Origin of the sequence: Gracilibacillus caseinilyticus (assembly GCF_022919115.1) — a bacterium.
In the GTDB taxonomy this organism is placed as follows: Bacteria; Bacillota; Bacilli; order Bacillales; family Amphibacillaceae; genus Gracilibacillus; species Gracilibacillus caseinilyticus.
Genome location: NZ_CP095072.1, coordinates 1,521,752 through 1,537,035 on the forward strand (window position 1 = coordinate 1,521,752; position 15,284 = coordinate 1,537,035).

The following is a 15,284-nucleotide window of genomic DNA, read 5'->3' on the forward strand; positions in this document are numbered from 1 at the left end:
AAGGAGAATGACTTCATGAGGAACCATCATGTTATCAAACAGGTTGTTAAGCATAAGCAGAACAAACAAATGAAAAAAGGGGAAGGGCATCTCCGCTGGTGGCAGCTGTCTTTGATCGGGATCGGATCGATTGTCGGTGCGGGGTTTTTTCTTGGAACAGGTCTATCGATAAAGACTGCAGGGCCATCTATTTTAATCGGCTATCTTCTTGCTGGCATTACAACATATATTGTGTTTAGTGCACTGGCAGAAATGACAGTAAATGATCCTCAGGAGGGGTCGTTTCGTACATATGCGAAGAAAGCGTTTGGTCATTCAGTTGGATTTATGTCAGGGTGGATGTATTGGTTATCGGGTATTCTCATTATGTCGAGTGAAATCGTTGCCTTGTCCACCTTTACTCAATTTTGGCTGCCGCATATTCCGCTCTGGATTTTCTCTGTCATTTACGCGTCATTAGGATTCGGCATTAATCTCCTCGGTGTGAAAAACTTCGGACAGATTGAATCCTTATTTGCCATTGTCAAAATTGCTACGTTAGTTATTTTTATTGGATTTGGCTTGTTGTTTTTGCTAGGGGTTATTAGTCCCCATGATCAGGTTTCAACGTCGAACGATGGGGTTGGAACGTTTTTTCCTCATGGTATAAAAGGGTTGTGGTCTGCACTGATTTTTATCTTCTTTTCTTTTGGCGGGATTGGAGTGATGGGGGTTACTTCATCCGAATTAAAATATAAACGGGATATACCGAAGGCGGGTACAGGGCTGATTATTGCATTAGTTACCTTATTTACGTTGTCTTTGTTTTTTGTCATGTATTTGGTGAGCTGGACAGAAATTGATGAATCGGAGAGTCCTTTTGTTACAGCTTTATCGGCATTCAGTATTCCATATCTGGATTCGATATTTAATATCATTATTATCAGTGCGGCTTTTTCGACGATGGTTGGTACGTTATTCTCGATTAGTCGTGTATTAGTATCTTTATCAGAAGATGGCGATGCACCCAAGCGTCTTCAAGTGAAAAATAATCGTGGAGTTGCGATGCGGGCACTGCTTCTAACGGCGATCGGATTGTCCGTCTCGATTGGTTGTTCCTTTATCCTACCAGATTCCATGTATGAGTTTGTCACGACATCAGCTGGTGTGATGCTAATACTTAATTGGTTACTCATCCTGGGTTCTCATATTAAACTGCACCCAACCTATCATGACAGAACAAATACATATAAATTGAAAGGTTATCCATTTACTTCATGGATGGGGATTGTGCTCATTGTTCTTACCATTTCAGGTGTCATCCTTCATGCTAATGAAAGAATTGGATTGATGATCAGTCTAGGTTTAATTGTGGTAATTTGGTTGTGCTACAAAATGTTTTTGCGAAATAAATAAACAAAGCGGGAATTCCGTCATGCGTAATTCCCTTTTTATTCCTTGCCTTATTTATCCATTTTTCGCGTATCTCGAGTATTTGTTAGGATACGTAAATGTTAGCTAGTATTTCTATAGATTTGCAAGATTAGCCGAGGAGAGATTGAAGAATATAAGTATATGCTTACATAAGGTTACTCATCTCATTTGGGTTCTATTCTGATGTTCGATAAAATTAATGTTGTCGTTTAAAAAAATCTACAGGGGGATTTAACTTAATGAGTGATATTAAACAGCAGACGTTATGGCGTCGAGTATTCATGTTAATAGTAGTAAGTGTTATTGCAATCGCTTTATCGGCGTGTGGAACAGGTGAAGGTGATGGAGGGAATGCGGAAGGTGACAGTAAAGAAGAAATTACTGTAGCTGTTGTCCAAGATTACCCGCCTTTTGAATACAAAGAAGATGAAGAATTAACTGGATTTGATGTGGAGTTAGTAGAAGCTGTTGCTGAGAAGGCCCATTTAAAAGTGAATTGGAAAATTATGAAGTTTGACGGCATTATCCCAGCGCTTCAGGCAAATCAAGTAGATGCAGCTGTATCTGCAATTGGTATTAGAGAAGATCGTTTAGAAGTAGTTAATTTCTCTGATCCTTATTTTGAATCAGGTCTATCTCTAGTAACAACAAAAGATGGTTCGGTTCAAAGTGAAGAGGACTTGGAAGGCGCTACAATTGTAGCAAAACAAGGGACATCCAGTTTAAAACTAGCCAATGAATTAGCTGAAAAATACAATGGTGAAGTAACTAAATTACAAGATGATGCAACGATGTATATGGAATTAGAGAACGGTAATGCAGATGCCTTAATCAATGATTATCCGAGTGTAGCATACAAACTTAAGAAAGACGGCAAAGATTCTGTTCTTCAAATTGTGGGAGACAAATACCCAAGTGAAGATTATGGTATTGCCATTTCTAAAGGAAGCGAAGGATTAGTGGAAAAGCTAAACACTGGCTTACAAGAGATTAAAGATAGTGGCGAATTTGATGAAATCTATAGTAAGTATTTTGCAGAATAATAAAGTGGAAAGGGTGTGGCTGCTGTCACACCCTTTCTGAAAGAAGGAAGGCAAGTATAAATGGAAACTATCAATGTGATTATAGACGCATTACCAACGCTGTTAAAAGGGATGGGGCTAACGGTAGAAATTACAGTTATTTCCTTAATTTTAGCAATGTTCATTGGGGTAATGCTTGGAATATTCAGTATTACAAAAAGCAAAGTATTACGTTTTATATCCACAGTTTTTGTAGATATCATTCGAGGCACGCCGTTGCTTGTGCAAATTCTCTTTATTTATTTTGGTTTGCCGAGTGTTGTAGATATTAGTTTAACTGCATTTGCAGCAGGTGTTATCGCAATTACGATCAATGCAGCAGCCTATTTAGTGGAAATTTTTCGTGCCGGTATTAACTCCATTGACAAAGGGCAAATGGAAGCTGGTAGAACAATTGGTTTTTCTTATAGTCAAACCATGCGATTAATTATTTTACCTCAAGCATTTCGTCGCATGATACCCGCAATTGTGAATCAATTCATTGTAAGTATTAAAGATACCTCTCTCCTTTCTGCAATTGGATTAGCTGAATTAACCTTATCAGGCCAGTCCATCTATGCAGAAAATTTCCGTGCTTTTGAAATATTAACAGTAGTAGGGATTCTGTATTTCGTTATTATTTATTCATTGAGTATCTTATCACGCTGGCTTGAAAGGAGATTGAATGTATCATGAGCATGATTAAAGTAGAAAATTTAAAGAAATCTTTCGGTGATTTGGAAGTCTTGAAAGATATCAATATTAATGTGGATCCACAAGAAGTAGTATGTGTCATCGGCCCGTCAGGTTCGGGAAAAAGTACACTGCTACGCTGTCTGAATTTATTAGAAGAACCAACTGCTGGTGATGTCTTTATTGAAGGAGATAATCTGACCGACAGTAAAACAAACATCAATCAATTAAGACAGAAATTAGGCATGGTGTTCCAGCAGTTCAACCTTTTTCCTCATAAGACGGTTATGGAAAATATTACACTAGGACCGAAACGCCTAAAAAATAAATCCGAAACAGAGGCTCGGGAATTAGGCATGCAATTATTAGAGAAAGTAGGGTTGGCAGAAAAGGCTGATGTCTATCCTGATACGTTATCTGGTGGACAAAAACAACGTGTAGCCATTGCGCGAGCACTTGCGATGCAACCAAATATTTTGCTGTTTGATGAACCAACCTCTGCTCTTGACCCGGAAATGGTAGGCGAAGTTCTTCAAGTAATGAAGGATCTGGCTGAAGAAGGTATGACGATGACTATCGTTACACACGAAATGGGATTTGCAAAAGAAGTAGCAGACCGTGTCATTTTCATGGATGAAGGTTATATTGTGGAAGAAGGAACACCAGAGCAAATTTTCCAACATCCGAAAAATGAACGAACACAAGCCTTTTTATCAAAGGTTTTGTGATCATATATAATAACTAGTAAAAAAGTTCCGATCAGTTGATCGGGGCTTTTTTTTATTGTACGGTAGGAAAGTGTGAAATTTTAGCAATGAAGATGCACGACGCAGTGAAAATTTAGAATGTACCAAGTATAAGAAAAACTTCGACAATCGCTAATAGACGAGGCGAATGCCGAGTTTTTCTAATCAGTAAAGAAAGTATAAAAGTAAAATCATAGAAGTAACCATACTTAACAGGAAGATGGGTTCTTATAATATGGATTATGTAAAGTAGAACTGTCTGACATTGTGGTCATTTTGATAGATTTGATTTGCTTAGCAAAGCTCCGGAAATATGCTCCGCGTCCTGTGGGGGCGGCCTCAACTTCCTCAGAAAGCAAAGACCGCTTTCCTGCGGGATTTTCGGACGCGACTGATCCCACCGGGAGTCTCCGCATATTTCCTACGCTTAATGGAAGTTCTACAACGATTGGAACAGCTAAATGCAACAGTGCTATGCATAATGTATTTGAAAATAAAGCAGCTATTATAGATTGTCACATGAGGATATCAATCAATCTGTTTCCTCATGTCTCTGTTGTAGATCCATACCTTAGCGCAGGCCAACCACGTAGACTCCCGTGGGATCAGCACGAGCTGAAGATCCACTTTGGGAAGAAAAGAATTTTCTTCCCAAAGTTAGCTGAAGCCGTGCCCCACAGGACGCGAAGTGGTTGGCCGGAGCGACATCATACCTCTAACTACATTTCAAAATGGATGCAACGCTAGTTGACATAATCCATATTATAGGTAGTTGCATATTATTTTGTTAGTTAGGACCGGGTGAACTTTCCCGGTTTTTCTTAGGAAGGAGCTGGAGATCAACTTTAGGTTGTAAAAGTCTCAAACGTCCGAAGAAAAAAGAATTTGATTGACGCATTCGCTCATGCCAATGAGATCATCCATGAAAATAATGAAATAATCGCAGTAAACATGCAAAGCTTTTCTGATGCTGTATTTGTGTCATATCAAGTATTTTGTGCTATATTTTATTTAAGAAACAATGCTAGTGAGATCTCAGGAGTGTGTAGATTGTTTGAAAAGCTTTTTATAAATATGTGTGTGTTATTTACGTTGATTTTTGTCTATGTTCAGATAAGGGCGAAGTTTAATATAAAGTCAAAGAAACAAATTGTATCATTAGTTTATGATGGAATTGCTGGTGGGATATTAGGAATTGTCTTAATGTATTTTTCTATTCAAGTAGCCGATGTAGCGAAAGTCGATTTACGCTATTTGCCTGTGATGCTGATCTTGATTTTCATAGGAACATATCCTGCACTGGCTTGTGCTGTAATTATTATTATTGGAAGATTAAGCTATGGTATTAATGAATCATCAATAGCAAGCATCGTTATTATGATACTTGCTTTCCTGGCTTTTGTTGTTATTAAAAATGTAACGAGAGAAGGAACTGGTCTATATAGCAAGAGTTTATATATGATTTTAACTTATAATCTTATTTTTTCAATAATAAGTGTATTTATTATTGGAGATTTTCAAAGAATACATTTGTTGTTTATCAATTTCTGGTGTGTTTCCTTCATTGGAGGATTGGTAAGTGTCTGGTTTATTGATTATCAGAGGAAATCAAACGAACTACTCAAAAGATATCAAGAAGAAGCAGCTATTGATTTTTTGACTGGATTGAATAATGTTCGTAAGTTTAATCAAGTGTGGAGTACTCTGTTAACAAATGCTAAGCAAAAAAACGAGAGATTATCATTGTTGATTATTGACATTGATTATTTTAAATCAGTGAATGATACATATGGCCATCCTGCGGGGGATAAGGTATTAATTGAATTAGGAGATGTATTAACAAATTCAACAAGGTCGTTTGATGTTGTGTCAAGAAATGGCGGAGAAGAATTTTCAGTGATATTACCTGATTGCCCTAACCACCAGGCTGTTGACATTGCAGAACGTATACGAAAATCTGTAGAAAGCCATCTGTTTGAAATTTCCGCAACAGAAATCATCCAAATCACAGTTTCCATTGGTGTAGCTACATACCCCATTAATGAAGCGCTTGTGGATATAGCCGATCAACGCTTATATGAAGCAAAGCGGCTTGGCAGAAATCGCGTTTGCTATTAGATGTAATACTATGATGACAGCAACTCAATGGAGTAGTTGCTGTCATTTTTAATGTTTACTCTATTCCTAAATACGAATATTTCTTTTATCTTCAAACCTTGAAAGTCTATTTTTTGAATTGTGCGTTTCTGCGTGATGTATACCCCATTCACAAAAAAACTGCAAACATATGATAAAAAGAAATAAAATGGAAAGGAGTGAATGTTTATGTCACAATCGAACATTCCTAATATTACACCTGAAATTACACTTACCAGAGATGATTCCGTTAATTTACTTTTAGCCTCGATTGCATTAGAAGAATTAGGACTCAGTCATATATTAAATGCGGAGGGTGAGAAATTACAATATGTACTTGGGACGTTACCAGGAGTTACATCTCCAACTGCTACAATTAGTGATATATTGAATGTTAACAGCAGTGTAAGAGATATGATTCAAGGTTTGACGAAGAAGGAATTTATCTTGGAGAGTAAATTAGAAAACGTATTGCAAATACCAAGTGCACAAAATGGTATTACCGGCCCAACCGGCCCAACCGGCCCAACCGGCCCAACTGGTCCTGGCGGGGATGGAGCAACAGGTCCAACAGGTCCTATCGGTCCAACCGGCCCAACTGGAGCTACCGGCCCAACCGGTCCTGGTGGTGAAGGATCAATATTGTATGAAACAGTTGAATTAGGTGATGTTAATGCATTAATTGATTGGAATGAAGGGGGAGGTAATAATCAGGCTACTGGTGCAGCGGTTTTTTCGGGTAATGGTGCTACCATTACTGAGTTGGCTGCATATATCACTCAAACAGGAGCTATAAATGGGCAATTTCAAATGGCAGTACTAGAAGCAACAAGTACAACAACCGCAGAAGTAGTCGGAGTAACAAACGTTGTCAACGCGATTTCTGGTGGAGTATTTTCATTACCGTTACAAGCGCCTGTCACACTCGATCCAGAACAAGTCTACTATTTTGCGGTATATAATCAGGTGAATGGTTCTTCTATTGGTGGGAAATCTACCGGTTTTGGTACAGTAGTGGATGCACCACCTATTAACTTTAGAGCTCAGAATTTAACTGGTTTTACAGTTGGTGATGTTATTTCTGACAGTGATGTTGATTTAATGCTTTCACCATGGGTTGCAGGTTACTAATTTAAAATAGTTTTAAAACTGGCTGGATAGGTGAATAAAAATATGGATCATTCTATAAAAAACTTTTCATCCGAACAGTAATCTTTAGTAGTTTATACCCTGTCCAGCTTCAAAAGGTTTAAAAAATAAACAATATTCGGGAAATAAAGGTAAATATTTCACCGCATACCTACTCAAATATGGTATATTATAGTATGAAACTACTATCTAAATGAGGTATGACATTGTGACTTCTCCAATAGCAGCATTTATTGCCTTGGTCTGTTTATCGGGTGTACTAAATTTGTGTCTTAGCATTTATGTATTTAGCAAGCGTCATTTGTATACAAATATTGCATATTTTTTTATTGTGTATACCGTTATTATTACAATTTATTGTTTTGCCTCTGCTTTTGGCTTGTTATCCACGACATTAGCACAAATGAAATTCTGGACGTTCATTCAATACATAGGTATCGCATTTGCTCCGCCAATAGGTTTATTGTTTACTATGAAATATCTGGACAGGAATATGAATCCTAAAACCTATTTTACTTTCCTTCTTATTCCCTTTATTACGCTTATGATGGTTGATACGAATGATTTTCACCATGCTCATTATCGAGTGCTTGAAATCGATTCAGAATTAGGTTTGCCATACTTTTATCAAGAAATAGGCCCGTGGTATATCGTGCACGGTATTTATACATTTGGTTGTATGTTTGTTGCTTTTTCTCTGCTTCTATTGCAATGGAAGGAAACAAAGGAATACATACCGCAATTGATTGCCTTACTGTTTGGCCAATTAGTACCTATGGTCGCAGCTTTTTTTTATTTGGTCGGTATAACGCCAGCGGGTGTTGATCCAGTCCCAATGGTATTATGGCTTTCGTCCTTTCTTTATTTATGGGCTATTAATTCTTCCAGGCTATTTTCTCTTCTGCCGATTGCTAAAAATACAATTTTTAATAGTATTAATGATGGTGTAGTAGTATTAGATTCGTTTAACCGGTTAGTCGAATATAATACTGCCTTCAGGAAAATGCTTCCTGAGCTGGACAAGTCTTTGTTCGGGGATCATTTTACAGAAATTTGGTCTAGAGCCTTCAATGATCGATTTCCATTAGATTTGACAGGTAGGACTGATACTAAAGAAATCAAGTTGAAACAAACGCACGCTGATAGTATTTATCAGGTGAGCACTACTCCTCTGAAAGATGAAAAAAATACAAAAGCGCTAGTAATTGTCTTTACTGATATAACAGATATAAAGGAACTACAGTTAAAATTGGAGTATCAAGCTTATTACGATGATCTAACACAAATTTGGAATAGGCGTGCTTTTTTTCAAAGAACTGAGAAGGAATTAGAGAAGGCAAGAAACCAAGGAGTCCCATACTTAATTATATATGTGGATCACTTCAAAAGTGTAAATGATACATATGGACATGACGTAGGTGATCAGGCGTTACGCCATGTGGCAAGCGTTTGTAAATTGTCAATAGGGGAAGGAAGTCAGTTTGCTCGTTATGGTGGGGAAGAATTTGTTGTGGCCTTCGTGGAATTATCATTGTCTGAAGGAAAAAAGACAGCAGAAAAAATCCGAGCAAATATGGAACAAACGCCACTTATAACTTCTAAGCGTGTCATTCCGCTTACTCTAAGCATCGGTGTTGCAGTAACATCCATGCAAGGTCAGGAAAGTTTACAGGAGCTTCTGAAACAAGCAGATCAGGCTCTATACAATGCAAAGCAGCAAGGACGAAATCAGGTACAAGCATTTGCTCCGGCAGCAAAGGTGTTCATTTAATCCATTGGATGAAAGGGGAAAAGAGATGGCAGGGGAAAAAATCCTAATAGCAGATGACGATCACGATATTCAAATAATTATCTCGATGTACATGAAAGAAAATGGCTATCAAGTCCTCACTGCAGCAGATGGTATTGAGGCCTTGCAGATAGTGGAAAAGGAAACGCCAGATTTAATCATATTAGATGTAATGATGCCTAAATTAGATGGCTATGAGCTTTGTCAAGCACTACAAAAGATAACAGATGTGCCTATTCTTTTCTTTAGTTCAAAGCATGAGGATGTTGACAAAATACTTGGCCTCGGAGTAGGCGGTGATGATTTTATTGAAAAGAGTACAAGCCCATCTGTTCTTATCGCAAAAGTAAAAGCGCATTTGAGAAGGTACCGAAACATAGGATTACCAAGGAAACAAAGAGGTTATTCTAATCAGAATACTGACACTATAGAATTCCCGGGGTTGCAAATTAATTTAGATAGTGCAGTAGTCAAACTTTATGATAAACCGTTACACCTATCAGCGAAGGAGTTTCAAATTCTATGCTTGCTAGCACAGAACCCTGAGAAAGTCTTTAGTGTTGAGAAGATTTTTGAACTGATTTGGGATGAGAATCACTTTGGAGATTACAGGACTGTGATGGTTCATATCAGCAATCTAAGAAAAAAATTAGAGAATAACCATGGTAAAGTCATATATATTGAAACAGTACGCGGCATTGGATACAAATTTAAAGCGTAAACATTAGTAGTATTTAATTGTTTTATTGCTTTTTTCTTTTATGAATTGTGCCACTTCATGTGCACGTATTCCTTTCATTCTGGCAATTGTTAACAGGACTAACCATTCCTTATCTAGCTCATGCTGGTGTTTGCAAATCGGTTTCATTGAATTTTTCATAAAAATCCCTTCCCCCTTCTTAAAGCAACAATCATATTTTATCGAATCATTTTAAAAATCGGTTTAAAAACAGTTAAAAATATCTTAAAATTCTAAAAATATAAAGGTGAGATGATGAAACTATTAGATTATCAAGTTACGGATCAATTAGTCACTACTAGTGAATGGGAATTGTGGAGAGCGTTATCTAAAGGTGATCAAAAACCAGTGTTGATTAAATTATTACGTGCTAACGCTACCTCGCAGCAAAAATCGGCATTTATCCATGAATTTTATACTATAAAAGATCAGCAAATTTATGGTCTGCTAAAACCGATTACGCTGGAGCAAGAGAATGCTCAACCATTTATTGTAATGGAAAATTTTTATTCCGAATCTTTTTCCGATTGGTTAGATTCTTCTTCTCCTATGTTTGAGTTGTCTCATTTTTTGAAGCAGACTATTCAATTAACAACTATACTGTTTTCGGTCCATCAGCATCATATTATCCACCAAAGGGTACATCCTGACCACATTCTGATCGATCCTAAAAGTCAGCAATTCAGACTGACAGGATTTCATCAATCGACGAAGCTATCGAGAGAAATGTTACCAGTAACCGATCATACCTATCAGATAAATGACCTTGCTTTTTTGTCACCGGAACAAACCGGCAAGATGAACCGATCCGTCGATTATCGTACAGATTTATATTCTTTAGGTATTCTATTTTATCTGATGACTACTGGGAAGCTCCCATTTAACAGTCAGGATCCATCAGATGTCATTCACTCACATCTTGCCCAAACAGCTGTCCCACCTCATCGCATCAATACGAATATCCCTGAAATGATCTCACTAATTATCATGAAGCTATTGGAAAAAATGCCAGAACACAGGTATCAGAGTACTTCAGGCTTAAAGAAAGACCTAGAAAAATGTCTTCGAACATATCAATCCAGTGATCGGATTGATTCATTTCCTTTAGCAGAAAGTGATGCACAGCCGTTGCTGGAGAAGTCTTTGGAATTATATGGAAGAGAACAAGAGCTCTCACAGTTACTAGCTATGTTCGAAGGTCTAAAGCATGGTGTACCTTCTCTATTACTGGTGCCAGGACCTTCCGGTGTTGGAAAAACAGCGCTAGTTCAACATCTCCATAAGCCGTTACTTCATAGAAAGGGCTATTTTGTTTCGGGTAAATTTGTTCAATATCAGCAGCATATACCATATGCACCAGTGCTGGATGCCTTCCGATCATTAATTAGACAAGTACTGACAGAGGATAGCAGCAGAGTTCAATTGTGGAAAGAAAAACTTGAAGATGCTCTTTCTCATAATGCGTGGCTTATTGCTAATTTTATTCCTGAAATTGCGTGGCTTATTGGAAGTCAGCAAGAAGGAATAGATCTCCCACCACAAGCGATTCATCACCGCTTTTTATTGGCAGTACGAAAATTCGTGGAAGTTTTTGCATCAAGTGATCATCCATTGGTTTTATTTATTGATGATTTGCAGTGGGCAGACAATGCTACTTTGGACTTGATTGACCATTTGCTAACCAATCCAGATGAAAGAAATCTTTTGATCATTGGTGCCTATCGTGACAATGAGATAGTTATTGGCCAACCATTTGAATTATTCTTAAAGCAGCTACATGGGAAAGAGATAAGTATGTCGACTATTCCTGTAGCGCCATTAACGAAGCAGAATGTAGAAGAATGGCTAATGGATGTGTTTTCGTTTGATATAAACAAGGCACAATCATTAGCAGAAGTAACCTATCGCATTACAAAAGGAAATCCTTTTTTTATCAATCAATGGTTGCAGTTGCTCAATCAAGATCAAGTTCTTCAATTCGATATAAGTACAGCTACTTGGCATATTAACCTTCACCTATTACAACAAATATCTGTGACTGATTCGATGATTGATTTAATGTTGAATCAATTAAACAGATTGCCAACTGAAACAGTAAAGCTTCTGCAGTTAGCTTCCTGTATTGGTTCTACATTTAATCTTCAGTTAGTATCAAAGGTCTCTCAGCAGAGCTTCAGGGAAAGCGCAACACGTGTATGGGAGGCGATGGAAGAAGGATTGATATTGCCGTTGGAGAACCGTTATAAATGGTTCTATCCTGATAGTGACAGGCAATTATTAGAGGGGGAATCACCAAGCTACCGGTTTTTACATGATAAGATTAGACAAGCGTTTTATACATCGATGACGGAAATAGAGAGGGAGAGACATCATATTGCTATTGCGAAAGTATTGATTGACCAATTTTCTGATCAAGAATGGGAGGAAGCTATTTTTTCAATTGTGAACCATTTAAATAGTGCGCTGGATCAATTGGATGATAGACAACGGATAGATTTAATTAAATGGAATCGTCTCGCAGGTTCCAAGGCAAGGCAGACTGCGGCATTTGAGTCAGCACTCATGTTTTATCAACAATCTTATCAGTTATTACCTGAACAGAGTTGGCGACACTTATATGAAGAAACATTTCGGGTAATGTTTGGATACGGAGAAGCATTATACCTGAACAGAAAGTTTAGTGAAGCGGAAACAATATTTGAAGAAATGCTGTATCAAGCCAAAACCAAGCGGGAGCAATTGTCTATATATAACTTGAAAATTATGCTGTACAACCATATACATGAAGTGGAAAAGGCAGTAGATTCCGGGTTGACCGGTACAGAATTATTTGGTTTAAAAGTGAAGGAAAGACCAGGTAATGCCATGATTGCGTTAGAATATTTGAAAACAAAGCTTGCATTACGAAAAAAGAAAAAAATAGATTTATTACACTTGCCTGTTGTGTTAAATAAAGATGAAAAATTAATTATGCGAACTATGATTAACACGAATGCATCTGCTTACCATGTTAATCAAAATTTGGCAACTGTATTAATGCTGAGAGCTTTACGCTTGATTTTGAAATTTGGTGATATGGATGTTGCTGCTTTGGTCTATAATAACTATGCTTTAACATTAGGTGCTGGCTTTGGAGATTACAAGGCTAGCTATCAATTTGGACAGCTTGCACTTCAACACGTAAAGAAGTCTGGAGACAGAGCGCTGCAGGCACGTGTCTATTTTGTCTATGGTACGTTTATTAATCATTGGAAGCATCACATGCGTTTAAGTCTGGATTATTTAGAGCGGTCGCAACAGCTTTGTATCGAAACAGGAAACCTTCATTTAGCTGGTTCTAACAGTGCATTTATTGGTTTAACACATGTGATCAAAGGAGATCGATTAGATGAAGTTAAAGCAGGGATAGACCGACAACTTATTTTTGCTAATAAAAATGAATATGCACTTTCAGATGACTTATTAAAAGAAATATTAGATTGGATAGAGATTTTATCGGATGAAAAAATCCAGCCAACCTGGAATTTGCCTGGATTTACTGATGATTTGTCAACAACTATTATTCATAAAACACTTCGGTTACAGATGGCTTATCTGTTTGAGGAAGACGCGGTTGCCAAGACATTAATAGAGGAATTAGAGGCTTTGGTTAAGGGAAACCGCTTAATCCTTGTTATCATTCCAGAATTTTATTTTTATCATTCCTTATGGTTGATAAGATTTATGCAAAGTAATAAGAAAACAAGGAAAGATAACCGCAGAAAGGTGAAAGCCAATCTGAAAAGACTAAAGAAGTGGGCAGTATATGCGCCAGATAACTATATGCACAAGTATTTACTTGTCAAAGCAGAAATGAAGCAATTATCTGGTAATGATCAAGGAGCTGTAGCTGACTATCATCAGGCGATATCCTTAGCAGAATCTAACCGTTTTTTACAAGATGCAGCAATTGCTAGTCATCGGGCTGCTGAGTTTTATCTCTCCAGAAAGATAGATCGTACAGCGAAATCTTATGCAACGGAAGCATATAACGGCTATTTGTACTGGGGGGCAAGTCATTTGGCAGAAAGGTTCAGATATCAATATTCCCATTTATTGTTGCAGGTGAAGCAGGATCAAACAGAATCACTCCATGTTGGCCTCGCAGAAAAGTTAGATACGGAAGCGTTATTTGAAGCTGCACGACTTTTATCGAGTGAAGTAGTATTTGATCAATTAATTACAAAGTTGATGGATGTCTTTATTAAATATGCAGGTGCAGAGCATGCCTCCTTCCTGTTGCAGTATGAAAAAGACTTGGGATTAGTCGGATTTCATCATATGGAGCTAGGTGTTGAAGTATATCAACGGGCTAGACCTATTGAATACCATTTATGTTTGTCCAGTGCTGTTGTTCACTACGTGGCAACAAGTCGGGAAGCGGTAGTATTGGATCATGCAACAAATATAGGGGCATTTACGGAGGATGCTTATATTAAAAGAGAGCAAGTAAAATCTGTTTTATGTCTGCCGTTAATGCATCAGGATAAATTAGTTGCTGTGTTATATATGGAAAATAATAAATCTACACATATATTTACCCATGAACGTTTGAACAAATTGTCTTTCATTGCTTCTCAGGCAGCTGTAGCGATTGAAAATGCTTATTTATATAGAGAATTGGAAGAAAAGGTGAAAAATCGAACACAGTTATTAAACGCATCCAACCACCAGTTAACCATCGTGAATCAGCAACTTTCTCAGCAAAAAGAAAAAATACAGCATTTACTGTCCAATGTGTCACATGATTTACAATCACCTATTGCGGTTGTTAAAGGGTACATAAGTACTTTGCGGGATGGGTTGGTGCAAGATCCTAATAAACAAAATGAATATTTACACATTATGCATGACAAAATTGATGGCTTAAATAAGTTGATAAAAGATCTGTTTGATTTATCAAAATTGGAGTCGGGAAATTTGCGTTTTTCAATGGATATTATCCCCGTTAGACAATTGTATAACCATTTAGCTAAGCATTTAAAGAGCGATGTTGAACAGGCACATTTACACTTCAAGGGTTGGTATGATGAGAAATTAATAGACGCATCACCATTGATTGAAGTAGATCCAAGACGGATAGAGCAAGTCATGATGAATTTAGTTTCCAATGCTATCAAGCATACCGCTTCTGGCAGTATAGAGATAGGAATCGTAAAAGAAGAAACAGAAACAGTTACTTTTTTCGTTCGCGATACAGGAAAAGGGATTAGTCAATCTGACATTCCATACCTCTTTGATCGTTATTTTACTAAAAATGACAAGGAGGGTAATGGGTTAGGGCTTGCTATTTGTAAAGAGATTGTTGAATATCACCAAGGAGAGCTATGGGTGGAAAGTAAAGAGCTTATAGGCACAACTTTTTATTTTTCTTTACCTGTTGTTTTCAGTTCTTTATCAGTGACAGAAGGTTAACCACCAAAAAGCTACTGGGTGGGTATTGTTCATTAACGATTAAATAAAGAGAGTAATTCTTCGCCATTCTGGATATAATAATCAAAGCAAATTGCAATACAGGA

The 15,284-nt window shown here is 37.3% G+C and carries 10 protein-coding genes; 9 read left to right on the forward strand and 1 reads right to left on the reverse strand.

Going from position 1 to position 15,284, the window contains the following annotated elements; translation table 11 throughout:
• The first annotated feature begins 15 nt into the window (after positions 1–15).
• From MUN88_RS07375 to MUN88_RS07410, 8 genes are all read left to right on the forward strand, one after another.
• Positions 16–1,395, forward strand: a complete 1,380-nt coding sequence (locus MUN88_RS07375) for an amino acid permease (RefSeq protein WP_244722843.1) — start codon at positions 16–18, stop codon at positions 1,393–1,395.
• 257 nt (positions 1,396–1,652) lie between these two features.
• Entirely contained in the window at positions 1,653–2,456 is an 804-nt protein-coding gene (locus MUN88_RS07380; RefSeq protein WP_244722846.1) for a transporter substrate-binding domain-containing protein, read from the forward strand.
• 60 nt (positions 2,457–2,516) lie between these two features.
• Complete coding sequence (locus MUN88_RS07385) at positions 2,517–3,170, forward strand: amino acid ABC transporter permease (protein WP_244722848.1); 654 nt, start codon at positions 2,517–2,519, stop codon at positions 3,168–3,170.
• A gap of 2 nt (positions 3,171–3,172) precedes the next feature.
• Positions 3,173–3,895: an amino acid ABC transporter ATP-binding protein gene (locus tag MUN88_RS07390; protein WP_244724372.1), complete on the forward strand. Its 723-nt coding sequence runs from the start codon at positions 3,173–3,175 to the stop codon at positions 3,893–3,895.
• A gap of 1,059 nt (positions 3,896–4,954) precedes the next feature.
• The gene (locus tag MUN88_RS07395) at positions 4,955–6,031 is read left to right on the forward strand and encodes a diguanylate cyclase (RefSeq protein WP_244724374.1); all 1,077 of its coding nucleotides are present in this window, start codon (positions 4,955–4,957) and stop codon (positions 6,029–6,031) included.
• Positions 6,032–6,238: 207 nt separating this feature from the next.
• On the forward strand, positions 6,239–7,180 hold the full coding sequence (locus MUN88_RS21860; RefSeq protein ID WP_369809956.1) for an alpha-helical endospore appendage domain-containing protein: 942 nt from the start codon (positions 6,239–6,241) through the stop codon (positions 7,178–7,180).
• Between the two features lie 226 nt (positions 7,181–7,406).
• Positions 7,407–8,969: a histidine kinase N-terminal 7TM domain-containing diguanylate cyclase gene (locus tag MUN88_RS07405; protein ID WP_244722850.1), complete on the forward strand. Its 1,563-nt coding sequence runs from the start codon at positions 7,407–7,409 to the stop codon at positions 8,967–8,969.
• A gap of 25 nt (positions 8,970–8,994) precedes the next feature.
• Positions 8,995–9,708 carry a response regulator transcription factor gene (locus MUN88_RS07410; protein ID WP_244722852.1) on the forward strand — a complete coding sequence of 238 codons (714 nt, stop codon included), beginning with the start codon at positions 8,995–8,997 and terminating at the stop codon, positions 9,706–9,708.
• A gap of 3 nt (positions 9,709–9,711) precedes the next feature.
• Here the strand turns inward: MUN88_RS07410 and MUN88_RS07415 are convergent, their stop codons facing one another.
• A complete protein-coding gene (locus MUN88_RS07415; protein WP_244722854.1) occupies positions 9,712–9,867 on the reverse strand; it encodes a hypothetical protein in 156 nt (51 codons plus the stop codon).
• Between the two features lie 111 nt (positions 9,868–9,978).
• Here MUN88_RS07415 and MUN88_RS07420 point away from each other — a divergent pair, with 111 nt between their 5' ends.
• On the forward strand, positions 9,979–15,180 hold the full coding sequence (locus MUN88_RS07420; RefSeq protein WP_244722856.1) for an AAA family ATPase: 5,202 nt from the start codon (positions 9,979–9,981) through the stop codon (positions 15,178–15,180).
• Positions 15,181–15,284 lie beyond the last annotated feature (104 nt).